This window comes from Pseudomonas sp. DE0157, assembly GCF_007678615.1.
In the GTDB taxonomy this organism is placed as follows: domain Bacteria; phylum Pseudomonadota; class Gammaproteobacteria; order Pseudomonadales; family Pseudomonadaceae; genus Aquipseudomonas; species Aquipseudomonas parafulva_B.
In genome coordinates this window covers 42,905-68,946 of the sequence record NZ_VEJN01000017.1, presented here as the reverse complement: position 1 = coordinate 68,946, position 26,042 = coordinate 42,905, and the positions used below count along the sequence as shown (strand labels likewise).

General features: G+C 61.3%; 17 protein-coding genes. 12 read left to right on the top strand and 5 right to left on the bottom strand.

From position 1 onward, the window contains the following. The first annotated feature begins 8 nt into the window (after positions 1-8). A complete protein-coding gene (locus tag FS777_RS21960; protein ID WP_235166502.1) occupies positions 9-512 on the top strand; it encodes a methyl-accepting chemotaxis protein in 504 nt (167 codons plus the stop codon). Positions 513-582: 70 nt separating this feature from the next. On the opposite strand, the gene FS777_RS18225 is transcribed toward FS777_RS21960, so the two are convergent. Together FS777_RS18225 and FS777_RS18220 are read right to left on the bottom strand one after the other, a co-directional pair. After that, a complete protein-coding gene (locus tag FS777_RS18225; protein WP_145256825.1) occupies positions 583-1,404 on the bottom strand; it encodes an amino acid ABC transporter permease in 822 nt (273 codons plus the stop codon). After that, positions 1,401-2,222, bottom strand: a complete 822-nt coding sequence (locus tag FS777_RS18220) for an ABC transporter substrate-binding protein (protein ID WP_145256823.1) — start codon at positions 2,220-2,222, stop codon at positions 1,401-1,403. Before FS777_RS18220 ends, FS777_RS18225 begins: the two co-directional genes overlap by 4 nt. A gap of 103 nt (positions 2,223-2,325) precedes the next feature. Between FS777_RS18220 and FS777_RS18215 the strand changes: the two genes are divergently transcribed. Further along, positions 2,326-3,225 carry a homocysteine S-methyltransferase family protein gene (locus tag FS777_RS18215; protein WP_145256820.1) on the top strand — a complete coding sequence of 300 codons (900 nt, stop codon included), beginning with the start codon at positions 2,326-2,328 and terminating at the stop codon, positions 3,223-3,225. 164 nt (positions 3,226-3,389) lie between these two features. Then, positions 3,390-5,363, top strand: a complete 1,974-nt coding sequence (locus tag FS777_RS18210; protein ID WP_058638625.1) for a choline BCCT transporter BetT — start codon at positions 3,390-3,392, stop codon at positions 5,361-5,363. A 6-nt stretch (positions 5,364-5,369) separates the two neighbouring features. Here the strand turns inward: FS777_RS18210 and FS777_RS18205 are convergent, their stop codons facing one another. After that, complete coding sequence (locus FS777_RS18205; protein WP_078479123.1) at positions 5,370-6,326, bottom strand: arsenic resistance protein; 957 nt, start codon at positions 6,324-6,326, stop codon at positions 5,370-5,372. A gap of 146 nt (positions 6,327-6,472) precedes the next feature. Here FS777_RS18205 and FS777_RS18200 point away from each other — a divergent pair, with 146 nt between their 5' ends. From FS777_RS18200 to FS777_RS18160, 9 genes are all read left to right on the top strand, one after another. After that, positions 6,473-7,018 (top strand): fimbrial protein, encoded by a 546-nt coding sequence (locus FS777_RS18200; RefSeq protein WP_078479122.1) that lies wholly within the window; start codon positions 6,473-6,475, stop codon positions 7,016-7,018. A 73-nt stretch (positions 7,019-7,091) separates the two neighbouring features. Then, positions 7,092-7,847, top strand: coding sequence for a molecular chaperone (locus tag FS777_RS18195; protein WP_145256817.1), 756 nt, complete (start codon positions 7,092-7,094; stop codon positions 7,845-7,847). Then, on the top strand, positions 7,831-10,422 hold the full coding sequence (locus FS777_RS18190; protein ID WP_058638622.1) for a fimbria/pilus outer membrane usher protein: 2,592 nt from the start codon (positions 7,831-7,833) through the stop codon (positions 10,420-10,422). Before FS777_RS18195 ends, FS777_RS18190 begins: the two co-directional genes overlap by 17 nt. Beyond that, on the top strand, positions 10,419-11,768 hold the full coding sequence (locus FS777_RS18185) for a fimbrial protein (RefSeq protein ID WP_145256814.1): 1,350 nt from the start codon (positions 10,419-10,421) through the stop codon (positions 11,766-11,768). The genes FS777_RS18190 and FS777_RS18185 overlap by 4 nt, the downstream gene beginning before the upstream one ends. 28 nt (positions 11,769-11,796) lie before the next feature. Continuing rightward, entirely contained in the window at positions 11,797-12,492 is a 696-nt protein-coding gene (locus FS777_RS18180) for a molecular chaperone (RefSeq protein ID WP_058638657.1), read from the top strand. Positions 12,493-12,568: 76 nt separating this feature from the next. After that, positions 12,569-15,391, top strand: a complete 2,823-nt coding sequence (locus FS777_RS18175) for an ATP-binding protein (RefSeq protein ID WP_145256811.1) — start codon at positions 12,569-12,571, stop codon at positions 15,389-15,391. Then, positions 15,388-16,575, top strand: coding sequence for an EAL domain-containing protein (locus tag FS777_RS18170; RefSeq protein WP_145256808.1), 1,188 nt, complete (start codon positions 15,388-15,390; stop codon positions 16,573-16,575). Before FS777_RS18175 ends, FS777_RS18170 begins: the two co-directional genes overlap by 4 nt. Before the next feature lie 115 nt (positions 16,576-16,690). Then, positions 16,691-19,591, top strand: coding sequence for an ATP-binding protein (locus tag FS777_RS18165; RefSeq protein ID WP_145256805.1), 2,901 nt, complete (start codon positions 16,691-16,693; stop codon positions 19,589-19,591). Positions 19,592-19,619: 28 nt separating this feature from the next. Continuing rightward, positions 19,620-20,267, top strand: a complete 648-nt coding sequence (locus FS777_RS18160) for a response regulator (RefSeq protein WP_145256802.1) — start codon at positions 19,620-19,622, stop codon at positions 20,265-20,267. A 298-nt stretch (positions 20,268-20,565) separates the two neighbouring features. Here FS777_RS18160 and glyA read toward each other — a convergent pair whose 3' ends face one another. Together glyA and FS777_RS18150 are read right to left on the bottom strand one after the other, a co-directional pair. After that, the gene (glyA, locus tag FS777_RS18155) at positions 20,566-21,819 is read right to left on the bottom strand and encodes a serine hydroxymethyltransferase (protein ID WP_023533265.1); all 1,254 of its coding nucleotides are present in this window, start codon (positions 21,817-21,819) and stop codon (positions 20,566-20,568) included. A 250-nt stretch (positions 21,820-22,069) separates the two neighbouring features. Next, complete coding sequence (locus FS777_RS18150; protein WP_145256799.1) at positions 22,070-25,939, bottom strand: bifunctional diguanylate cyclase/phosphodiesterase; 3,870 nt, start codon at positions 25,937-25,939, stop codon at positions 22,070-22,072. Positions 25,940-26,042: the final 103 nt, after the last annotated feature.

The following is a 26,042-nucleotide window of genomic DNA, read 5'->3' as shown; positions in this document are numbered from 1 at the left end:
AGATCTCCATGAAGACCGACAGCTCCGCCCAGCGCGGCGCGGAGGCGGTCAGGGACACGGTGGAGACCATGAACCGCATCGTCGAGCAGGTCTCGAACGTGTCCACGGGTGTCGAGGCGCTGGGGCATCAGTCGCACCTGATCACGTCCATCGTGTCGACCATCGGCGGCATCGCCCAGCAGACCAACCTGTTGGCGCTGAACGCGGCCATCGAAGCCGCGCGTGCCGGTGATCAAGGCCGGGGCTTTGCCGTGGTGGCGGACGAGGTTCGCAAGTTGGCCGGGCGAACCAGTGCCGCCACCCAGGAAATCGTCGAGGTGGTGCAGAAGAACAACGCCTTGGTGGAGGAGGCGGTACACAGCATGGGCGAGAGCAGAAAGCAGGCTGAACTGGGCCTGAGCCTGGCCCAGCAGGCGGGTACCGTGATCACGGAAATCCAGTCAGGTGCGCAGGAAGTGGTCACCGCCGTGGGCCAGTTCTCTTCAAAACTGGTGGCGGAGGCGGGGCGTTAGTCCGATCCGGCAGCACGGCTGCCGATGAACGCAACGCCTGCCCCTGGCCAGGGGCAGGCGCTAGGCACCGTCAGCGCTGATAGGCCTTGCCGTAATGCCGCTCAAGGCGCGCCTGCACCAGCTCCAGCGCGATCGACAACATCCAGTAGATCACGGCCGCAGTGGTCAGCATTTCCAGGTAGCGGTAGCTCGACCGTCCGTAGGACTGGGCCAGGAACATGATTTCCCACACCCCCATCACCGAGATCAACGACGAATCCTTGAGCATGGAGATGAACTGGTTGGCGGTTGGCGGGATGATCACCCGCATGGCCTGCGGCAGGACGATGTGGCAGAAAATCTGCGGCGGGCGCATGCCCAGCGCCAGCGCCGCTTCGCGTTGGCCTCGGGCAACACCCAGGATGCCCGCGCGGAAGATTTCACTGAGGTAAGCGCCGTAGTTCAGCGACAGGGCGATGATACCGGCGCTGATCGCGCCGGGCACCAGGCCTATCTGGGGCAAGCCCAGGTAGATGAGCAGAATCTGGATCAGCAGCGGTGTACCGCGGAAAAACGACGTGTAGAAACTGGCAACACCCACCAGCACTGCGCTGCCGGACAAGCGTGCCAGCGCAGCGGCAAAGCCCAGCGCCACCGACACCACCATCGAGCATATGCACAAAAACAGCGTCAGCGCTGCGCCCTGCAGAAAACCGTTGGGCCCCAGTTTGAAACCGGCCAGGTTGGGAAACTTCTCCAGGATGATCGAGAACTTGAGGTCGAAGCTCAGGAAGAACCCGACGAACAGGGCGAACATCACCAGCCAGGTGAGCATCAACCGTGTGCGAAAGCCCAGCAGGCGTGTGCCCGTGGTACTGGCCACGGGCTTGGGGGAGGGCGGAAACGTGCTCATTTGCTGATATCGGCGCCGATCCACTTCTGCGACAGCTTGCCCAGGGTGCCGTCTGCCTTGAGCTCGGCGAACACCTGGCGAACCTTCGCATCCCACTCTGGGTCGCCCTTCTCGATGGCGACCGAGTTGGGTTCTTCATACAACGGCGCACCGGCGAGCTTGAAACGCTTGTCCTGGTCCAGGCGCGGCTTGGCCGTGACCAGGTTGGTCAGGATTGCATCCAGGCGCACGCCCGCGCCCAGCCCTAGGTCCTGGAACGCCACATTGTCGGTGTCGTACGGGGCGATCTGCACGAAGTCGAAGGGGTAGTCGAGGGTTCGGTCCTCGTCGCCCTCGATCACCAGATTCTTGTTCAGGTAGCTCTCATAGCTCGACGCGCTGGTCAGGCCGACCTTGCGCCCATCAAGGTCCTTTGCACCGTGGATGCGGTCATCCTTGGCATTGACCACGATGACGGCCGGGGAGGCGTAGTATTCCACAGGGAAGTCGAACACCTGGGCGCGAGCCTTGCTGGGGGTCATCGAGCAGATGCAGATGTCGTAGCGCCCGCTCCAGCGGCCGGCGGCGATCACATCCCAGGAAGGCGTCTCCAGGCGCAATTTCACGCCCAGCTTGTCCGCCACTGCCTTGGCCACATCCACGTCGAAGCCGTCGAGCTGATTCTGGTCATTGAGAAACGAGAACGGGGGATAGCTCTCCATCAGCACATTGACCAGTTCCTTGCGTGATTCGACCCGCTCCAGCGTGGCGCCGGCAAAGGCCTGGGTGGCGGTCGCAAGCAGCGCAAGGCTTGCACCGAGCAATGTGGAAAAACGCATGTTCATACCTGAAGTGTTGGCCAATTGAGTATTAGGGTATTAAATAGTTATATATCTAACCCACATAATGAATTTTATTCATAAGCACCTTCAGAGTAGTTATATGACAGAGCGAGCGATAGTGATTCTCGACGGTGGCATGGGCCGCGAACTGCAGCGCAGCGGTGCGCCGTTCCGCCAGCCAGAGTGGTCTGCACTGGCGTTGACCGAGGCGCCGGAAGCGGTGGTGGGGGTGCATGCGGCGTTCATTGCCGCAGGTGCTCAGGTCATTACCAGCAACAGCTATGCGGTCGTCCCCTTCCACATTGGTGAAGCGCGCTTTGCCGAAGAAGGCCGGCAGTTGGCCAATGTTGCCGGTCAATTGGCCCGCCACGCAGCCGACACCGGCCCGCACCCGGTGAGGGTGGCCGGTTCGCTGCCGCCGTTGTTCGGGTCCTATCGTCCCGACCTGTTCCAGCCTGAGCGCGTCGAGGAAGTCCTGCGGCCGCTGCTTGAGGGCCTGGCGCCACACGTTGACCTGTGGCTTGCCGAAACCCAGAGCGCGATCGCTGAAGTCCGCGCCATACGTGCCCACCTGCCCGAGGACGGTCGCCCGTTCTGGGTGTCCTTCACCTTGCAGGATGAAGACGTCGATACGGTGCCGCGCCTGCGCTCCGGTGAGCCGGTGGCCGATGCCGTGCAGGCGGTGATCGAACTGGGCGCAGCAGCGGTGCTGTTCAACTGCAGCCAGCCGGAAGTGATCGGCGCGGCCATCGATGTCGCCCGTTCGGTCATCGATCAGCAAGGTGGCGAAGTCGCCATCGGTGCCTATGCCAACGCCTTCCCACCCCAGCCCAAGGAAGCCACCGCCAACGACGGGCTGGACGAACTGCGCGAAGACCTGGACCCACCGGGCTACCTGGCCTGGGCAAAAGACTGGCGCGCACGCGGCGCCAGCATGGTGGGTGGCTGCTGCGGCATTGGCCCTGAGCACATTGCCGAGCTCAAACAGCGCCTCGGCTGACGGGTTCAAGGGCATCTGAAAAGCAAGCGAAGCGTTTAAGTTTTGGAAATGCTGGAACTGACGGTAAGGTTTCAGCATCTTCCATTCATCATGCGCCACGGGCAGTCGTGTTCTGACTGCCCAACCATGGAGCGCAGCGCTGAACGCCAGAAGGAGCAATGCCTATGCCTGAAGAACAACAACGCAGGAGCACCATCAACCCACCTGTCTTTTTCACCAGTGCGATACTGGTGCTGTTGCTGGTTTTATACGCCACCCTTTTCCAGGAGCATGCCCAAAGCGTCTTCGAGCATGTTCAGCAATGGATCGTCACCAATGCGGCCTGGTTCTACATTCTTACCGTCGCGCTGGTGCTGATCAGCGTCGTCTTCCTGGCCGTCAGCCGCTACGGCGATATCAAGCTGGGCCCGGACCACAGCGAGCCCGATTACCCCAACAAGAGCTGGTTCGCCATGCTGTTCTCGGCGGGCATGGGCATTGGTCTGATGTTCTTCGGCGTGGCCGAGCCTGTGATGCACTTCATCAACCCGCCTGTGGGTGACCCCAATACGGTGGCTGCGGCCCGCGAAGCGATGAACATCACGTTCTTCCACTGGGGCCTGCATGCCTGGGCGATCTACGCCATCGTGGCGCTGATCCTGGCCTACTTCAGTTTTCGCAACGGGCTGCCGCTTACCCTGCGCTCGGCGCTGTACCCGCTGATCGGGGAGCGTATCTACGGGCCTATTGGCCATGCGGTAGATATCTTCGCCATCCTGGGCACCGTGTTCGGCGTGGCGACCTCGCTTGGGTACGGCGTGCTGCAGATCAACAGCGGCCTGCATCAGCTGTTCGGTCTTCCGATCAGCACCACGATCCAGGTCATCCTGATCGCCGTCACCTGTGCGCTGGCCACGCTGTCGGTAGCCAGCGGCCTGGACAAGGGTATCCGGATTCTTTCGGAGCTCAACCTGGGCCTTGCTGTGGTACTGATGCTCTTCGTCCTGGCAGTCGGGCCTACGGTCTTCCTGCTCCAGGCCTATGTGCAGAACACAGGTGCGTACCTGTCCGATATCGTCAACAAGACGTTCAACCTGTTCGCCTATGAACCCACCGACTGGATTGGTGGCTGGACCTTGCTCTACTGGGGCTGGTGGTTGTCCTGGTCGCCCTTCGTCGGGCTGTTCATTGCACGGATTTCCCGTGGCCGCACCATTCGCGAGTTCGTCTGTGGCGTGCTGTTCGTACCGGCAGGTTTCACCTTGCTGTGGATGACTGTATTTGGCGATTCGGCCATTCACATGATCCTGCACGGGGGTATCAAAGACCTGGCCACGGTGGTCGATCAGGACAGTTCGTTAGCCTTGTTCGCGTTTCTCGAGCATTTCCCCTGGTCCACAGCCATTTCGATGCTGGCGGTGCTGATGGTCGTCGTGTTCTTCGTCACCTCAGCCGACTCGGGCGCCTTGGTGGTGGACATGCTGGCTTCGTCCGGCAGGGGACATTCACCGCTCTGGCAACGTGTGTTCTGGTCGGTCAGCATGGGCGCAGTAGCCATTGCCCTGCTGTTGGCCAACGGTTTGAAGGCCTTGCAGGCCGCCACCATCGCCAGTGCGCTGCCGTTCGCGATCATTCTGCTGTTTTCCATCTGGGGGCTGTTCAAAGCACTGGGGCTGGACGCCACGCGGCGTGGTCTGCGAACCCAGGCGTTGCCGGGCCAGCGGCAGGGCCGTCAGAACCACGGCGGCTGGCAGCGTCGGTTGCGCAATATCGCGATGATGCCGCGCAGGGCTCATGTCACTCGCTTCATTGGAGAGGTGGTCAAGCCCGCGTGCGAGGAAGTGGCACAGGAGCTGCGCAAACAAGGCTACGAAGTGACGGTGGAGGAGCGCGAAGACGGCCGCATCACGCTGGAGCTTTCTCATGCCGGTGAGGGCCGCTTCAAATACGAGGTTCGCCCCCGCGCCTTCAATACGCCGAGCTTCGTCATGCGCGATGCCGATGACAACAGCGATGCACGCAAGTACTTCCGTGCCGAGGTGTACCTGCGCGAAGGCGGGCAGGACTACGATGTCATGGGCTGGAGCCGTGAAGATGTGATCGGCGACATCCTCGACCAGTACGAGCGCCACCTGCACTACCTGCACGTGGTCAGCTGAACCCGCCTACGTGCGGGCGACCACTGGAAACGCCCGCACGTACACCAGCTCGCAGATCAGCTCGACCACTGTCTGCGTGATCACCGCCGCCGCTGCCAGCGTTCGTATCTGCTCTGGCAAGGCGAGCGCCAACGGCAACACCACCAACGAATTGCGCGTCGAGGCACTGAACATCACGGCGCGCGTTTGTTGTACAGGCAAGCCCATCAGCCGTGCCGTCGCCCAGCCAATCACCGGTGCCAAAAGCGCAAAGCCCAGAAACACCGGCACCACGGGCAGCAGTTGATCCAGCGCCTGCAACACGATGCCGATCTGCGAAGCGATCACCACGAACAACACGAGTGCCATCGCCGGCACCGGCATCCAGGCCCAGGCGTCGTTCCAGCGACTGACCCGCTCTGATTTGGCCACGTGTGCACTGGTCAGCACCGCCAAGGCCAACGGCACGACGATCATCAGCACGAACGCCTGCACGAAAGGCCCGAGCGCCAGGCTTATGTGGTCGCCGTCTTCAAGCATGAGCGCCAGGTAAAGCGGCAGCAGCACCAGCTGTAGCAGCAACAGCACGGGTGTGGCGGCCAGCATGAGCCGTGCATCGCCCTTGCCCATGTGCGTGAACACCACCACGTAGTCGATACAGGGCGCCAGCAGGACCAGCAGCGCGCCGATCAGCAAGGCCGGGTGGCCTGTCAGCCCACGGGTCAACGCCCACGCCAGGACGGGCACCAGCACGAAGTTAGCCAGGAGCAAGGCAGTCATGAACCGCCGATTGGCCAGGCTCGCGCGCAGGTGCAGAAAGGGTATCTGCAGGAACATGGCGTACATCAGCACGGCGATGGCTGGCGTGATCAGTGCTTCCAGGACAGAGGCACTGGCATCGGCTACAAGGCCGAAGGCGATGGCCACCAGCACGGTGGCGAAATAAAGGGGTGTCTGCCGGGTTTCGAGTTGGTCTCTGGTCAAGAACGTACCTGCTTGGAAAAAGTGCAGCGCTGTAGCGCGATGCGGCAATCGAGCGCGTGTGGCCGTTTTAAGACTCGTCTGAGTTATCCAACAGCGCCAGGGCTGCATTCTATGCGCAGCCCACATAACAACCACAGGACGCTGTAATGAATATTCGCGCTATCGCTTTCGCTGCAGCTGCAACCATGGCCGTTCCCGGCCTGGCGAACGCGGCCAACACCATCACCTTCAGCGGAGAAGTCACCGATCAGACCTGCTCTGCTGTCGTCGATGGCAACACCGAGCCAACCGTTGTCATGCAAAGCGTGCCAGCCAGTGCGCTGAGTGGCAGCACCGGCAAAAACACCGGGGAGACCAAATTCACCCTGCGCCTGACCGGCTGCGCCGCGCCGACCGACGCCAACGAGCAATTCACCACGCTGTTCCAGGCCACCAATCCGACATCGCTGGGCAACCTGACCAACACCGCCACCAATGGCGCGACCGGCGTTGCACTGCAGTTGCTCGACGCACCCGGCGGTAGCCCGGTGAACCTGGCAGGGGGTGCGGCCGTCAGCGCCGGACAAATCATCCTGAGTTCCGGCCAGACCTCCACAAGCCACGACTATGCCGTGCGTTACGTGTCCGAGGCCGCCACCGTTACTGCGGGCCCTGTGCTTGGCGCGGTTACCTACACCCTGCGTTACGAGTAATTGGCGCACGCCACTTTTTCCGACTGCCGCCCGGGGGCTCGTATCCAGGGCGGCAGTCCTTCGAGGTATCTGCATGAGAACTTTGCCAGTGGGCCGGCTCAGGCTGGTCGCCATTGCGCTTGCCTTCGTGCTCGGCATGACGGGCGCGACCCTCGTCCAGGCCAGCGTGGTAGTGACGGGTACACGGGTCATTTACCCCGGCAATGCGAAGGAAAAAACCCTGCAGCTCACCAATCAGGACCCCTTCGCCAATGTCGTGCAAGCCTGGGTGGATATCGATGACCCTGCTTCTACACCAGAAACCGCCAAGGCGCCGTTCATGGTCAATCCGGCCGTGTCACGCGTGGCTCCTGGCAGTGGACAATCCTTGAGGCTCATCTATACCGGCGCGGCGCTCCCTCAGGACCGCGAGTCGGTGTTCTATCTGAACGTGCTCCAGATCCCCCCGCGCAACGCCGCACAGGCTGACAGAAGCCAGATGCTGCTGATCCTTCGTAATCGCCTGAAGCTGTTCTACCGCCCTACTGGCATCGCCGGCACGGTCGAGCAGTTGCCTGAAAAACTACGTTTCAGTCTGGTCGAAAGCGGCGCCAGCTGGCACGTGCTCGTCGACAATCCGACGGGCTTCCATGCCTCGTTCGGGGCCGCGACGATCACTGTCGGCAACAGACAGGTGAAACTGCGCGCTGCCATGGTGCCGCCCTACGGTTCGGTGCAGTGGACGCCAGAGGCCACCGGAGCGCTCACAGGTACAGCGGCGCAGCTCAACGCGCAGTTGATCAACGACTACGGTGCACGTGTGGGCATCACTCATGGCTTGCAGCGCTAATCTGCGGCGCACCTCGGTCCTGCTGTGCGGCCTCGCCTGGATGATGGCCCGGCTGGCCCATGGCGAGGGTGAGTACCGCTTCGACGACAGCCTGTTGCTTGGCTCGGGTCTGGCCGGTGGCAGCCTGGAGCGTTTCAATCGTGCGCAGCAGATCGACCCGGGTACTTACCTGGTCGATGTGTACGTGAACACGCTTTACGTCAACCGAAGCGAAGTGAGTTTCAGACTGCAAGACGATGTCGTCGAACCCTGTTTTTCCGAACGGTACCTGCATCAACACATGAACGCCCGCACGCTTGAAACACCTACCGCCGACGCAGCCCAGTGCCTGGCGCTGAGCACGCGGCTACCGGGGGCAACGTTTCAATACGACTCAGCTCGCTTGCGCCTGGACCTCTCCGTGCCCCAGGCATTACTCGACATCAAGCCGCGCGGCTACGTCGATCCGCAGGACTGGGACGCAGGCGGCACGATGGGCTTCGTCAACTACGACGCAAGCCTCTACAACTCTCGCTACGAAGCATCAGCAAGCCAGGCGGCCAACTACGGCTACCTGGGTCTGAACACGGGCGTGAACGTTGGGCTGTGGCGTTTGCGGCACCAGTCCAACTACAGCTACTCAAGCTTTGGGGGCACTGCGGTCAGCCGCTGGAACAGCATTCGCACGTATGCACAGCGTGCCATTGCCCCTTGGCAGAGCGAACTGACGGTCGGCGACAGCTTCACCGAAGGCAACCTGTTCGGCAGCATCGGCTTTCGGGGCGTGCGCCTGGCCAGCGACGATCGCATGCTGCCCGACTCACAGCGTCAATATGCTCCGCAGGTGCGCGGCACAGCGGTGAGCAACGCTCGCGTGGTGATCAGTCAGAATGGCCGCAAGGTGCACGAAACCACGGTGGCGGCGGGCCCTTTTGTTATCGACGACCTGTACGGTACGGCCTACAACGGTGACCTGGACGTGCAGGTAATCGAGGCTGACGGCAGCATCACACGCTTCACTGTCCCGTATGCGGCGGTGCCCGACTCCATCCGCCCGGGCATCTCTCGCTACAGCGCCACGCTGGGTGAGGTACGCCAGACCGGTGCGAACCAAGGGGCTTTTGCCGAGGCTACTTACCAAAGGGGCCTTAACAATACTATTTCGGCCAACCTGGGCGCTCGGGTAGCGCAGGACTACCTGGCTGTGCTGGGCGGTGGCGTACTGGCAACGCCCTATGGCGCCTTCGGCGTCAACAGCACGTTTTCCAGTGCCACCGTTGAAAACCAACAGCGCAAGCAAGGCTGGCGCATGGGGCTTAGCTACAGCCGTACCTTTCAGCCCACCAACACCACCCTCAACCTTGCCGGGTATCGATACTCAACCCAAGGGTACCGGGATCTGGCTGATGCGCTGGGTGCGCGGCAGGCCTCCGAGCGGGGTGACAGTTGGGACTCGACCAGTTTCAAGCAGCGCAATCAACTGACCTTGCTGGTCAACCAAGGGCTGGGGGGATACGGAAATCTGTATCTGTCTGGCTCGAGCAGCGACTACTACGACGGCAAAAGCCGTGATACGCAGGTGCAGTTCGGTTATTCCAACACCTGGCGGCAGCTCAATTACAGCCTGGCCTATTCACGCCAGCGCACGACGTGGTACCGGGACACGGTGACCAGTGCTGCCGTGCCCGATTTCGCCAACCAGGCAGACCAGCACGACACCAGCAATCGCACCAATACCCTGACGCTGACGCTCTCCATGCCCCTGGGCAGCTCGACCCGGGCACCGAGTATCAGCTCGATGCTGACGCAGCGCTCAGGTGATACCAAGGGCAGCAGTTTCCAGACGGGCATCAACGGCACCCTGGGAGCCCAGCGCGACATGAGCTACGCAATCGCGGCCAGTCGTGACAGCGCCGGACGCGGGACGAACTGGACGGGCAATCTCCAGGCACAAAGCGCCGTTGCCACATTCAACGGCGGTTACTCGCAAAGCGCCGATTACCGGCAGGTCAATGGTGGCATTCGCGGGGCAGCCGTCCTGCATGGAGGCGGCCTGACCTTGGGGCCCTATGTGGGGGACACCTTCGCGCTGGTGCGGGCCAAGGGCGCAGGTGGCGCGATCATCCGGGGCGGGCAGGGGGCTCGTGTGAACGCGGATGGCTACGCGGTGGTGCCTTCGCTGTCACCCTACCGGTACAACCCGGTAGGGCTCGACCCCAGCGGCATGGGTGACCAGGCCGAGCTGATCGAAACGGAACGAAAGGTCGCGCCCTACGCCGGTGCTGCGGTGCTGGTCGATTTCAAGACCTTGATCGGCCATGCCCTGTTGATCCAGGCCAGCTTGCCAGGCGGCGGTGCCATTGCGCTGGGCGCCGATGTGCTGGACGAGCAGGGCACCGTCATTGGCATGGTGGGACAGGGCGGGCAGGTGTATGCACGCGCCCAGGCCGACAGCGGGCGCCTGCAGGTCCGCTGGGGCTCAGGCCCCGACCAGGCATGCCTGTTGCCCTTCGACGTCAACAGCAGCAACGCCCATGACAGCCAAGGCTTCATTCATCTGAAAAGTACATGCACGCCTAACGAGGAACCCTCATGACGTTCAGGGCTTGGCTGTTGGCAGCCTTTGTGTTCGCAACCGTTCAGAACGCCTGGGCGACTTGTTACAAGGTCACCTATGTGGGCGCCGCCACTACCACGGCCAACGATGCCATCCGCCCCGGGGAGGGCACTGCCGGTGCGTGGGCCGGTGGCTGTGATACCTGCAATGGCTCCTTGGGCTTACCTAGCGTGATCAACGTCAGCGACCCCAGCTTTCAGCCTTACGGTTCATTGATTGCCAGCTCGGTAGCGCCTTTCACCCAATACGGTGCTACGGCCGGATTCAACCCGGAATACGTGTTTTTTCGCTGCGAGGCCCGGGATGCGGTTTACGAGATGTTTTCCACCAATGGTGACGACGTCTACAGCGGCTGGTTCCAGGGGGGCGACAGCGTCGGCAACACCCTGGGCTTGCGCAGCGCCTACCGGACAGCCTGGACGAATGTGCTGTTGCGCCTGACTCACCTGGCAACCGGCCAACTGTTCACCGACGTCTGGCAGGAGCGGCGGCTCACGGGGCTGGACACCGACTCGCGCGGGTATCAGCTGGTCAAGGCCAAGAACCTCAGTGCCGTTCGCGCGGAGCTGTTCAGTGCACCCAAAGATCCCAGCTACAACTACTACAGCGAAACGGTTTCATCGCAGCTTTACGGCTACGCACAGCCGGCGGCCTATATCGCCATCAAGGGGCCTGGGCTGGCCTATCCGACAGTGGGTCAAACGCACTATGGAAACTGGAGTGGCTGGTACGGGAACTGGCCTGGTGCGTTGGGCTTGTACAACAAGGTCACGCTCAAGCGTTATCCCACCTGCAGCGTCACCAGTGTCACCCCCTATGTCGTGTTTCCCTCGATCAGCGTGAGCGAAATCAACGCGGGCGGCCGCCGCGAAATGCCCTTTCAGATCAACTTTCGCTGCCAGAGCAACATCGTGAACAGCACCAGCGCCAACGGTACGGCCATTGGCATCAAGGTTTCCTCCGGTGCCCTGGCTGCGTCGTCTTCCCTGGGCCTGGTCAATGCCCAGGGCGGCCTGACCTACCTGCTGGCGGACCGTTATGGCCAGGCAGGTGTGGCGCAGGGCGTAGGCATACGGCTGCTGCGCGGCGGTGCGCCCATCAATTTGCTGGCCAATGAGGATTCTGCCAATGGCAGTGGTGCGGCTAGCCGGGGTTGGTACCCGGTGATCAGCAGCGCTGCTAACCTGACCGGTACCGTCAATGGCATCGGCCAATACACCGAGACATTCCGAGCGCGTCTGGAGAAACTCTCCACCGGCACCCTGCCTACCGTAAGGCCTGGCCGGGTCGAGGCCACAGCGCAGGTGGTGATACGTGTTCAGTAGCTGTGGGCAACGTCTGCTGCTGGTCGCTATGCTGATCAGCACGCTCGCCAACGCTGGGGTCACTGCCGAGCGCACGAGGGTCATCGTGCATGAAGGCCAGCGCGAAACCTCACTGGCACTGGTCAATCAAAACGCCTATCCGGTCGTGGTCCAGACTTGGGTCGACAATGGGGACCTGGCTGTCACGCCGGACACCGCGAGCGCACCGATCATGCCGCTTCCCCCGATGTTCAGGCTTGAACCCCAACAGCAGCGAAGCGTGCGCCTCGTCACGACCGGGCAGGTGCTTGCCCAGGATCGAGAGTCGTTGTACTGGCTTAATGTGTACGAGATTCCACCTCGGCCAACCGAGGTGCTGGACGAGGGTGCGACGCGTCTGACGATCACGCTCCGCACTCAGTTGAAAGTCATCTACCGGCCCCAGGGTTTGTCGAGCAAGGCTGAGCTAGCACCTTCGCACCTGGTGGTCACGGCCCAAGGTCGCAGTGTCCAGTTGCGCAATCCAACGCCGTTCTACATCTCCCTCTCCCACGCGCAGATCGGCGAAGGCAAGGGCTCGATCGCTCTGGATGCGCCTTTGCTGGCACCGTTCAGTATGCAACGGCAGACGGCACCGGCCACCGTGCCTAGCGACGCGACGTTTCGCTTTTCATGGCTCGATGACGAGGGTAACGCACAACGCGGTGAGCGGCCCATCACACACCCCGTGTCCATCAGCCCTTGAGCAAGGCCACGTGGCGTATCGCCAGATTGAGATTCGTCCTATTCAGGTCTGTCGGTGCCGCCCCTAGGCTGGCTGCATGAAGCTAGCCAACCTGTTACCTGCCGCCCAGTGGAACCTGTCAACGCCTATTGCGGCGCGTAATCTTCTACGCCTGTTTGCGATCACCCTCGTAGCGGGTGTCTATGTCGGCGCCTACGGTTACATGCGCATGACCCTGAACGAGGAGATTTCGTCCCGGCGCAGGTACATGAACGAGGCCATCTTCAACGCCCAGGATTTCTTTGTCAGCCGTCAGACCTTGCTCAAGTCGCTGGGGCTCTCGACGGTCAAGCACGCTGCCACTGCCAGCGATAGCGAAACTTACATCCCGGGCGAGGAAGTCCATATTGTTCTCCGTCAGCCCAGCGGTACCTGGAGCTTGTGGCTGACGCCGCGCATGCTGGATTTTTTGCGCACCAAGCAGACCAACCTGGTATACGTGCCGCACGCTTTGGATGCGTCGGTGCAGTGGCTCTACAGCCGGCCCGAGGTCCCACCCCAGGTTCCCAGCGCCGTGCTGCAACGCCTGCGCGGATCGACTGGCGAACCAGGAAACGAGCAAATCTGGCTGGCGGACCCTGGAGACGATAAACCGCCCTCGCTCTACATTTTCATTGCCATGGATGAGCGCGACCGCGCTTCAGGTTGGCTGGGGCTTGAAGTAGAGGGCCCGCAGCTGGTGGCAGCGTTGCGCCATGAGCAGGCGGGTGAATTCCAGCTGGTCGACAGTGCAAGCCAGATCATCGCCAGCAAGGACCGCGAGCAGCAATTGACTTCCCAGCGCCATACGGCAACGCACGTGGATGATGGTTTCGGTTGGGAAGGCGGCTATTGGCTCCCAGACCGCCTGAGCATTCGCAAACAGCTCGACCATTCGGATTGGCAGATCATCTACAGCACACCCTTGGCCTCTATCGTCCCAGTGCTGATTCTGCCGTTCGGGCTGGCAGTATTGATCAGTGTCGCCGTCACACTGCTGATGCTGTGGCTGGTCCGCCGGGTCGACTTGCGACTCATCCGCCCGGCAGCTGCTCGAATCGAGGCATTGGTCGAAAGCGAAGCGTTTAGCAGTGCCGTCATCCGCACCGCCCCGGTTGCGCTGTGTGTATTGCGTCGTCGTGACGGTGCGGTGGTGTTGGCCAATCGGCTGAGCGAGCAGTGGCTTGTAATGGGCGATGAGCGAACCCGAGCCTGTCAGGACTGGATTACCCGTGCGTTTGGCAAGCCTGCGCAGACCAGTTGCACAGAAGAGCTGCAAATGGCCGATGGTCGTCACCTGTGTCTGAGTTATGCACCTACCCGCTATCGACGCGAAGATGTTCTGATCTGCGCCTTCAGCGACATCACCGAACGAAAAACCGCCGAGCTTTCGCTGCAACAGGCCAGGGCGCTGGCCGATGCTGCCAATGAAGCGAAAACACTGTTTCTGGCCACCATGAGCCATGAAATCCGCACACCGCTCTACGGCATGCTTGCAACGCTCGAACTGCTTTCGCGCACCCACCTCGATAGCCAGCAAAGGGGGTACCTCAATGCCATCGAAGGCTCATCGGCCACCTTGCTGCAGCTGATCTGCGATGTGCTGGATGTGTCCAAGATCGAGGCCGGGCAACTGGCGCTGGAAGTCAGTGCGTTCTCACCCGTCGAGCTGACCCAGGACGTTATGCAGGGCTATATGGGGGCTGCGCACACCAAAGGGTTGCAGTTGCTCAGTTGCATGGACCCGCAGCTTCCTGAGCAGGTATTGGGCGACACGACGCGTACCCGCCAGATCCTTGGCAACCTGCTCAGCAACGCGGTCAAGTTCACCCGCAGTGGCCGAATCATGGTCAGGCTTCACCTGGTTGGGGTCGAAGGGGAGCGCATGATGCTGCGCTGGCAGGTAGTGGACACGGGGCAGGGCATCCCCGAGCAGGACCAGCAGCACCTGTTCGAGCCCTTCTTTCAAAGTGGTCCCAGTACCAACACGGTGGCAGGGACCGGCCTGGGCCTGTCCATCTGCAAGCGGCTGGTCGAGTTGATGAACGGGTCGATTCGTGTGTTCAGCGAGCCGGGCCTGGGCAGCAGCTTTTCGTTCACGCTGCCGCTCGGGCAATTGGCGCTCGATGAAGATCAGAGCTGGGCCCAGCCATTGCTCAACCAAGGCGTGATGGTTTATTCACCTGTTCCCGAACTGGCCGATCATGCCGCTGGGTGGCTGCGTCGCTGGGGTGCCCGGGCGCAGGCGATTGCCGTGCCGGACGTCCGTCATGAGCCGGGCATCGTACTGGTCGAGTTATGTCCAGGGCCTGCCAGCTCGGCTGTCATCAGGCAATGGCCTGGCCCATTGGTATTGGCCTGCGCCGATGAGCACGCGCTTTCTCGCCCTTCGACTCAATACTGGCAGGTGGGGCTGAACAATCTTCAGTGCCTTAACCAGGCGGTGAGCCAGGCCCAGGGCATCGAGGCCCGACACAGCGCCACAGCCCGTCAAGCAATGATCGAAACCAAACTGTGCATTCATGTGCTGGTGGCTGAGGACAATGTCATCAACCAGCTGATCCTGCGGGATCAACTGGAGAAGCTCGGCTGCACGGTCACTCTTGCCAATGATGGCGAGCAAGCGCTGGCGCTGTGTCAGAAGGAAGTCTTCGACCTGGTGCTGACCGACGTGAACATGCCCAGGATCAACGGGTACCAGCTGGCGCAGCACCTGCGGCAACAGGGCCATGCCATCCCCATTGTGGGCGCAACCGCCAACGCCATGCTCGATGAGGCGGAGCGTTGCCTGGGCGCCGGAATGGACCAGTTTCTGGTCAAACCCTTCACGTTGCACGCGCTCTACCAGTGCCTGCTGCCGTACCGTAAGGGCGCGGCCTGATGATCTATCGCGTCTTGATCGTCGAGGATCACCCCTTTCAACACCAGCACCTGGCACAGCTGTTCCGGTCCGTCGGTGGGTTCGACGTCGCGCTGCAAGCCGATGCCAACCTGGCGATCGAGCAGTTGCGCAACCAGGCCTACGACCTTGTCGTCACTGACCTGATGATGCCGCAATTGGACGGCGTACAGTTCATCCAGAAGATGAGCCTGCTACCGACGCCTCCGGCGCTGGGGCTGATGACCGCGGCTTCTGCGCGCGTGCTCGCCGGCGTTGGCAAGGTCGCCGAGAACCTCGGTATTCGCCTGGCCGGCATGATCAGCAAGCCCGTGCAGGCGCATCATGTCGCTGCACTGCGTCGCTACATGGATAGCGCCTGCGCTCAAGGCCACTTGCAACCTCGATCCTGTTCCGGTGGTCATTCGGCCAGCGCGCTTACCCGTGCACTGCAGGCGGGCGAGATACAGGCGTGGTTTCAGCCCAAGAAATCCCTGCTCGACGGCAGGATCGTCGGTGCCGAGGCCCTGGCCAGATGGCTGCATCCAGCCGAAGGTCTCTTGCTGCCGCGGGCATTTCTGCCCGATTTGGAGGCTGCAAGGCTTGATTTGCCGCTGCTGTGCAACATGCTTGAGCAAACGCTTAGCGCTCAATCGCTTTGGGCCGCAGAAGGATACAGGCTACCGGTCTCGATCAATCTGCCCACGCACCTGCTGGACCGTCCCGATCTGGTCGACACGCTGCACCGAAAGGTTCGAGGACGAGGCGCCGACCCCAGGACCATCACCTTCGAGTTGACAGAAACGTCGACCACCCGGCGCTCCAGCGATTACTTTGCAGGGACGTGCCGGCTGCGCATGATGGGCTTCGGCCTGGCACAGGATGATTTCGGCAAAGGGTACAGTTCCTATTCCAACCTGATCTCCACGCCTTTCACCGAAATGAAGATTGATCGCTCCTTGGTCAGTGGTTGTGCATGCAACCCCGACATGGCCATCGCCTTGGCCAGTGCCGTCCACCTCGGGCGCGCGTTGGGGCTGGTGACAGTAGCAGAAGGTGTTGAAACGCGAGAGGAATTGGAAGTTGTACGCAAGGCCCAGTGTCACCAGGTGCAGGGGTTCATCATCTCTCCAGCCGTGGACCGAGACAACATGCTCTATTTGCTAAACGGGCAGAGCGTTGAATAAAGAATCGGATGCTCGAATAAACGTTTCAGCTACGTAAATATGTCGCTATATGGCATGAATTTTGTGTCTGTTGGAGCACTCTCACCTTCATAGAGTGATGTCGACGATCAACACCATGAAAAATGCAAGCTTGCGCATGGACAAACTTGCGCGCAGCTCTCAGCGCCTGAACAAGGCAATCCTGCTGCTCAGCGGGCTCATGCTGCTGTTGTCCAGTACGTGTTACTGGGCAGTGTCGCGCCTGCTTGAATCGGAGCAGCAGCGGCTGGAGCTGCATTTTGCCCGGGTGATCGAAATCATCCATGAGCACGAGATCTTCCTGCAGAATCTGGCCAACAGCATGCCAGCCGGTGGCGAGCTTCCTCCACCCGTGGAGCAGGGTGTCACAATGCTCGATTCAACGAGCATCGACGGCAAGACACTGCTCAAGGCGAAGGGATTCGAACTTTCCTTACCCTTCACCCTGGCCTACACCGGCGATTTCCGGGACCAGGAAATACGCGGCGCCTTGGGGTTGGGGTTGCGTCTGACCGACTACTACGGGGGGTTCTGGGCCCGCTCGTTCTACGCATCGCCACAACTGTTCGTGCTCGAACGGGGAGCGGGCGCAAGCATTGCCGTGCCCGCTGCTGGCGACCAGCGTCAACATCAGCCGCTGCTGCCTCGCCATTATGTAACCGTGGTCGATCGCCTGGTGCACTTGCTGGCTCAACCCGACGTGCTGCCCGACCAGCGTGTCCATTGGGTGCGAGCGCCAGCACGCCTTTACAACGACAACCTGCGCATGGTCGCGCTTCTGAAGTTGGCGCCCGAGCACACCCTCAAGCCGAGTGCGACGGGCGATAGGCAAATGGTTTTGGCTGCGGTAATGGATACGGAGCAGGTCGATGAATTCGAGCGTGTGCTCAGGCTATCGGTCTACAACCAGTTCACCCTGATTTCCCCAGATGGCAAGGTCTTGATGGGAGAGCGCGGCAAGGGTGATCTGGCCCCGCTTGGCCTGAGCTTCAACCGGAGCGGCTTGCGTTTCAAGATGATGTCGTCGTCGGGAGACGCGTGGACTGGGCTGTATGCCATCAGCTACGGGGACTTTCTGCGCTACGCCAAATGGCCGCTGCTTGGCCTGGCGCTGACAATCATCGCTGCGATCCTGCTGGGGCTCTGGGTCAATCACTGGTACAAGTCGCGCATCGTTCGACCCGCTCAGCGAGCTCAAGTCCGGCTGGCGGAAAGCGAGGCCTTCAGCCGCATCATCCTTCACAACGTGCCGGTCGGGCTGTGCGTTGTGAGGCGCCACGATCACAGGGTGTTGTTGGAAAACGAATGCGCGGTACAACTGGGTGTTACCGCAGCGGTGCTTCAACTGCTGCGCGATAACCACGGCGACCAGGCGCCGGGCGAACTGTGCCTGCAGGTAGACGGGCGTTACGTCCAGGTGGTAGCGGTCGCTACCCGTTACGACGGAGAAGACGTGTTCCTCTGCGGCTGCAATGACATCACCCGCCACGTCGACGAGCAATTGCAGCTCAACCAGGCCCACCAGCGTGCAACGGCTGCCAATGAGGCCAAGACTGTTTTCCTGGCTACCATGAGCCATGAAATTAGAACCCCGCTCTACGGTGTGCTGGGCAATCTTGAACTGCTCTCGCTGACCGAGCTCAGTAAGCGCCAGCGGCATTACCTGCAAATCATCGAAAACTCGTCGACAGTGCTGTTCCAGCTGATCAGTAACGTTCTGGATGTGACCAAGATCGAGTCTGGGCAGATGGCATTCGAGCATGCCGCTTTCGATCCGCGTCAGCTGGTCGACGACGCACAGGCCAGTTTCGAAGCCACAGCTCAAAGTAAAGGGCTGCAGCTTGAAGCTGAAATAGACGCCCATGTGCCTGCACAGGTAGAAGGGGATGCCGGGCGGATCAGGCAGATCCTGCACAACTTGCTAGGCAACGCGATCAAGTTCACCCCCTCTGGACGCGTACGCCTGCGCTTGATCGTTCAAGAGCGCGGCGATCAGGATGTGTTATTGCAATGGCAGGTGACGGATACCGGAAAAGGGATTCCCGAAAAGGCCCTGGAGCATCTGTTCAAACCGTTCTACCAGGTATCGGCAGGGCAGGAAGGAGGAGGTGCCGGGCTTGGGCTTTCCATTTGTTCACGCTTGAGTGAGTCGATGGGCGGCACCATGCGCGTGGTCAGTGAGCCTGGCCTTGGGAGCAGCTTCTCACTGTTCATACGCCTGCCCGTTGTAGCCTCCTCGTCGACCGTGGTGCCTGTGCAAAAAGAGGGGTCGCAGGCGCCGTCTGCACCATTGAAGTTGAGCGTTTTGGTGGCTGAGGATAACCCAGTCAGCCAGGCGGTCATGCGTGAGCAGCTCGAAGCCATCGGGGCTTACCCAACCGTCGCGGCTGATGGCCACCAGGCACTTCAACTCTGGCACGCCAAGCGTTTCGACATGGTCATCACCGACATCAACATGCCCAAAATGAACGGCTACGCGCTGACCCGCACGCTGCGAGAGGCAGGCGTGGACGTACCCATCATCGGCATCACCGCCAATGCGCTGCGCGAAGAAGGTGAGCGTTGCCTGCAAGCGGGTATGACCGCATGGATCGTCAAGCCTCTGAGCCTTGGTGCACTGCGGCAGGTACTGATGAACCACTGCCCTGGATCGACTGGTACTCAGGCTGCAACCGACCCGGGCAGTGAGGATTTTTCAGGCTGGATTCAATTGTCCCAGCCCATGCGCCAATTGCTTGCCCAGACGTTGGCAAGCGACATCAAACAGTTGGAAAAGGGGGTGATCGAGCGCGATGCAGTTCTGGTCGAACAACGGTTGCATAGTTTGAGCGGTGCATTGGCCAGCATCAACGCGACCGCGTTGTACACCGCATGCCAGCGACTGGAAAACATGTTGCAGGAACTGCCGCTGGACGCACGCCTGGGCGGGCAAGTCCGTGCGTTGTGCGAGCGGCTTGCCCAGGTCGCGCAACGCTTGTCAGACGAGATTCCCGGATGAGCCTTGTCCCCTATTGGAGTATTTCTGCATGCCTCATCACAAGGTTGTCATCGCTGACGATCATCCCATCGTTCTGCTGGGGGTGCGTGAAGTCATTCAACGCATCGGGCGTTATAAAGTCGTCCGTCAAGCCACCAACTCATCTGAATTGATCGATCAACTGCGCCTGCACAACCCTCGCACCTTGATCACCGACTTCAATATGCCGGGGGATTGCACCTACGGGGATGGTTTCAAACTTATCGAGTACATTTTGCGTCACTTCCCGGACACCCAGGTCATCATTCTGACCATGATTTCTAACGGGTTGATTCTGTCCCGGCTTCAGGAACTGGGTGTGGCAGGGGTCATTCAGAAAAATCACCTGCATGATGAAATCGAAAAAGCGCTGAGTGCCATCCGCAAGCGGCGGCGGTACCGAAGCCCATTGCCGGCACCCACATCCGTGGTGCGCGAAGCCGTGAAGGTCGAGGCACGCTTCAATCAGCTGTCCCCCAGAGAACTCGAGGTCATCCGGCTCTTTGTCACTGGGATGACCGTAGGTGATATCGCCCGGCAACTGTCGCGCAGCAACAAGACAGTCAGCGCGCAGAAGGTGTCGGCGATGCGCAAACTCAATGTCGACAGTGACCAGGACTTGCTGACTTACTGTATCGAATCCAGGCAATTCCAATAGCCAGGGTCTGTGCCTGGCTTGGGGAGTTGGAAAGCGGGTGCGTGGCCGTCAGCACAGGCATGCAGACGATTGAACACGCATCGCAACAAGCCCAGCTTCCTGCTGGACCAGATTAAACGTGTTACCGCTAGACGCGTATGTGAGTCTCCACGCTGTGGGTCATCGCATGCCTCCAATGTTTCAGGGACGAACTCAGAAATCTATGCTGATGCGCACAGGGGATAACCGGAACGGGTTCCTAACGCAGGATGCAAAAAAGCCCGGCACCTGGCCGGGCTTTCCAGTTAGCAATCAGCGATCAGTTGCCGTACACCGGCAGCTTTTTGCAGATGGCTTTGACCTTCTCGCGCACGGCGTCGATCACCGCTTCGTTGTTCAGGTCGGCGAGGATGTCGCAGATCCAGCCAGCCAGCTCACGGCACTCGGCTTCCTTGAAACCGCGAGTGGTCACGGCCGGGGTGCCGAAACGCAGGCCCGAGGTGACGAACGGGGAGCGTGGGTCGTTCGGCACCGAGTTCTTGTTGACGGTGATGAACGCCTTGCCCAAGGCCGCGTCAGCGTCCTTGCCCGAGATGTCCTGCTTGATCAGCGACAGCAGGAACAGGTGGTTTTCGGTACCACCGGATACCACGTCGAAGCCACGCTCGATAAAGACGCTGGCCATGGCCTGGGCGTTTTTCACCACTTGCTGCTGATAGGCCTTGAACTCTGGCTGCAAAGCTTCCTTGAAGCAGATGGCCTTGGCTGCAATCACGTGCTCCAGCGGGCCACCCTGGGCGCCTGGGAAGACCGCGGAATTGAGCTTTTTCTCGATCTCTTCGTTCTTGCGAGCCAGGATCAGGCCGCCGCGCGGGCCGCGCAGGGTCTTGTGCGTGGTGGTGGTGACGACGTCGGCGAAGGGCACCGGGTTAGGGTAGACGCCGGCGGCGACCAGGCCCGCCACGTGCGCCATGTCGACGAACAGGTAGGCACCGACCTTGTCGGCGATGGCGCGGAAGCGGGCGAAGTCCAGTACCTGGGAGTACGCCGAGAAACCGGCAACGATCATCTTCGGCTTGTGCTCGACCGCCAGGCGCTCGACTTCGTCGTAGTCGATCAGGCCATTGCCGTCGATGCCGTACTGTACGGCGTTGTACAGCTTGCCCGACGAGCTGACCGAAGCACCGTGGGTCAGGTGACCACCATGGGCCAGGCTCATGCCCAGGATGGTGTCACCGGCCGACAGCAGGGCCAGGTAGACAGCGGCGTTGGCCTGGGAGCCAGCGTGCGGCTGGACGTTGGCGTAGTCGGCACCGAACAGTTGCTTGGCGCGGTCGATGGCCAGTTGCTCGACCACGTCGACGTATTCGCAGCCACCATAGTAGCGCTTGCCTGGATAGCCTTCGGCGTACTTGTTGGTCAGTACCGAACCCTGGGCTTCCATGACGGCCGGGCTGGTGTAGTTTTCCGAGGCGATCAGCTCGATATGCTCTTCCTGGCGCAGGGCTTCTTGCTGCATGGCTTCGAAGAGCTCGGCGTCGTACTTGGCAATGGTCAAATCACGGCTGAACATGGCGGTCCTCAAGGATCGGGGGTGAAGTGGGTGGGCATTCTACCCCATTGACCCGCCGCTGGCATATGAAGTGGCATCAAGTCGCGGACCAGTGGGGCTCATGTTGCATCCCGCGCCGTTGCTGGGCTGGGCGGGCATTCGAGTTGACTTTCAGGTCCGGTTTTGGCGTTGCCTGCGTGTGGTGCGCGACCAGGCGTGAGGGGCCTCGCTGCCGTTTCAACCGCAGCGCGAAGGCAGGGTCAAGGGCGGCTCAATTGAACATGAACAACGTCTCATTGGCGAACTGTGCCTCGAACTGATGCGCCGGCATCGGTCGTCCGAACAGGTAGCCCTGTACTTCGTCGCAGCCGTGCTCACGCAGGAACTCAAGTTGCTCATGAGTCTCGACGCCTTCGGCGATGACCGCCAGGTTCAAGCTGTGGGCCATGGCGATGATCGCCCTGGCGATCTGCGCATCCTGCTCACCTTCGGGCAAGCCGTCGACGAAGGTACGGTCGATCTTCAACACATCGATCGGGAACTGCTTGAGGTAGTTGAGCGAAGAATAGCCGGTCCCGAAATCGTCCACTGCAATGCTCAGGCCCAGGTTCTTGAGGCTGGCCAGAATCTGCAGCGCTTCGTTCACTTCGCGCATCAGGATGCTTTCGGTCAGCTCAAGCTCAAGGCACGCCGGTGGCAGGCCGCTTTCTTCCAGGATGTTGGCGATCCGCGTACCCAGCTGACCATCGGAAAACTGGCGCGCGGAGATGTTGACCGACACTTTCGGCACACGCACCTTGGCCTTGTGCCAGGCCTTCAGCTGACGGCTGGCTTCGCGCAGCACCCAATCACCGACGTCCACCACCAGGCCCAGTTCTTCGATGACGGGAATGAAGTCGCCCGGTGGCACCAGGCCGCGGGTGGGGTGCCGCCAGCGCAGCAGTGCCTCGGCACCGGTCAGGCGCTTGCCGTCGCCGCTGAATTGCGGCTGGTAATACAGAATGAATTCGTTCTGCTCCATGGCATGGCGCAGGTCACTTTCCAGTTCCAGACGCTCCAGGGCGCTGGCGTTCATCTCGGCCTGGTAGAACTGGAAGTTGTTTTTGCCGCGCTCTTTGGCGTGATACATGGCGGTGTCGGCGTTCTTCATCAATTGGCTCAACTCGCCGCCATCCTGCGGGCTGAGTGCGATGCCGATGCTGGCCGTGACGAAGAACTCGCGGTTCTCCAGCACGAACGGCTTGACCAGGCTGCCGAGGATGTTTTCGGCCACGTGAATGGCGCGGTTCAACGCCAGCTCGCGGGTAGGCCGGGGCTGTAGCAGCAGCGTGAATTCATCGCCGCCCATGCGCGCGACCGTATCGTCCTCGTCTACGCAAGCCAGCAAGCGCAGCGCCATGTCCTTGAGCATGCGATCGCCCGCGGCATGGCCAAGGGAGTCGTTGATAGGCTTGAAACGGTCCAGGTCCAGGAACATCAACACCACCCAGGCCTTCTGCCGCTCGGCCTGCTGCAGGGCATTGTACAGCCGGTCCTGGAACAACGTACGGTTGGGCAGGTGCGTGAGTGCGTCGTAGTAGGCCAGGCGGTGAATGCGCTGTTCGCTGGCCTTGCGCTCGCTGATGTCGGTAAAGAAGCACACGTAGCTGGCCAGGTCGCCTTCATCGTCCAGCACGGCAGTGATGCCTACCCAGGCCGGGTAGTGATCGCCATCGCGGCGCTTGAGCCACACTTCGCCCTCCCAGCTGCCACGCTGGTTGAGCTGCTTGAGGATGTAGCGCAGGTGCGCCTGCTGCTGGTCGTTCATGACCAGCATGCTCGGCAATTGGTCCAGCACCTCGCTGACCGCGTAGCCGCTGACCCGGCTGAATGCCTCGTTGGCCTGCACGATGTAGCCGGCAGGGTCGGTGATCAGTATGGCCGAGGTCGAGTGCTCGAAAACCGTCGCGGCCATGCGCAAGTCTTTCTCTGCACGGCGCTGCTGGCTGATATCGCGACCTACTCCCAGTACACCCTCGAAACGCTGGTCGTCATCCCAGACCAGTACCAGGCGCAACTCGATGGGGATCTTGCGGCCGTCGGCGCGCAGGCAGTCGAACAGGAACAGCTGGGTCGGCAACTGGCCACGCAGTTCGGCCAGTTGAGCCGGGTCGTCCATCGCCTTGCTTACCCGCTCCATCAACCCGTAGATGCCCGTGAGCTGGGCGGGGTTGGCGATGATCGAATGCCAACCGTTGGCGAAGATCCAGTCGGCGTGATAGCCCAGCACGCTTTGCACCGAGGGGCTTACGTAGTCGAGCTTGAGCTGGCTGTCGGTGGAGAAGATCACGTCACTGATGCTTTCGGCCAGCATCCGATAGCGCTGTTCGCTGTCGCGCAGCGACTGGCTCGCCTCGATCTGTACGGTCACGTCCTTGCCTACACCGATGATGCGCGTCACCCGGCCGTCGGCGTCACGAGCCAGCACTTGCTCACGTATGTCGTAGCAGCGCCAGTTGCCATCATGGTGCCGGAAACGCAGCTGGCAGTGCAGCGGCAAGTCATGGCCGTTGTCGAGCTGCTGTTGGCGCAGGTCCTGGTAATGCGCGGCGTCTTCGGGGTGCAGCAGCAGCTCCCAGAAGCGGTCGCCCATGCGGGCCAGTTCCGTGCGGTCATACCCCAGCGTCTGGCCCAGGTGGCGGTTGCTGAAGATCATCCGCTGGCTGTGGATATCCTGGACGTAGAGCTGATCCGGTACGGTACGCACCACGTCCGACCAGAACCGCTCGCGCTCAAGCAACGACAGCTCCACCTTCTTGCGGCTGGTGATGTCGCTGATGCTGAGGATCACGGCCTGGTAGTTGCGGCGCAATTGCGGCAGGCGCGCTGTGAGCCACAAGTGCAGTGCGTCGCCATGCGGAGCAGGCAGGCGCACCTCGAGCTCCAGGGACGGGCGTTGGTCGATCAAGGCCTCGAGCAGTTGCATGCCAACGCTGTCCTGGCCGTCACCGCTGTCGTCGATCAGGCGCTGCCAGGCCTGCTGGTGGTCTTCGATTTGAAGCAACTGGCGCGCTACCTGGTTGATTTCGGTGATCTTCAGTTGCGCCAGGAGCGAGCGGCGCAGGTGAGGGTCCAGCATCAGGCTGTGCTTGAGCGCGGCGCGGTTGCGCACGTGATAGCGGTCCAGTTGGCCGGGCAAACTGGACAGGTCCAGCACGCACAGGGCCACACCTGTGCCTTCGAAGATCTCCTGATAACGCCTGCGGTCTTCCTGCAAGGCCCGCTGCCGGCGGCGCATGTTGACCAGCGCCAGCACTGGGAGCAGGGCGCAGAACAGCACCAGCAGGCATTTGCCTATCAAGGCAGGCAGCAGGTCATTGCGCGCCCGGTCAGCGTCGAACAGGCCGCGCAGTTGCCAGGCACTGTTGTCGATGAACGCCAGCATGACGCTCTGCAAGGGCGCGTCGGGGCGCTCGGCGGCCAGGTCGCGTTGCAGCACCTCGCCTGTACGGCTGTTTTCCAGCAGCCATAGCAGATGGTCAGCTTCGTGCAGGTGGCCGGTAAGCGCGCGGTAATAATCAGGCGACAAGCGCAGTAGCCAATGGCCTTGGCCTGGTGATTGGCTCAGCAACAGGTACACGTTGGCGTTGCTGGGCGCATTGGTAAAGAAATACGGCCGCTCCTGGTTGAGCCTCAGCACCTCACCGATGACTGCGTGGTCGCCGCTGGCAGGTGCACTGTCGGCAACGATCTGCCCGGCATCGTCTATCCAGACCACGCTGCGCAGCGCAGGCACTCGCTCGCGCAGCGTGACCACCAGGGGCCCAGCTGCCGATGCCGCCACGGTTGGGTAGGGCTGGAGCAGGTTGATGGCCTGCTGCGCCTTGAGCGCCATGTTCAGACCCAGGTGGTCCGCCAGCTCGGTCGTGTCTTCCAGGCGCTTGTTGCGCAGTTCGGCCTGGGTCAGGCTGAACTGCGCGAACAGCTGCCATAGCAGCAGCCCGAGCAGAATCAGGGCGAGCAATGCCAGCGCACCCTTGATCGACCCGCGCAGGCTGGCAGCGGGCGCCTTGGACACGCTACGCGATGACGGCGGTGGAGTGAGTGTGATCAAGCGTCGATCCTGCGATGGGCCTGGCGATGGCAGGGAGGGGGCGGGCATGGCGTATGCTTTTTTTATGAGGTAACCGATGCGCGGTGGCGCACTATAAGCCGACCACTCGAAACCGGCTAGCATGCCTCGCATTATGGCAAAGTGCCAGTGC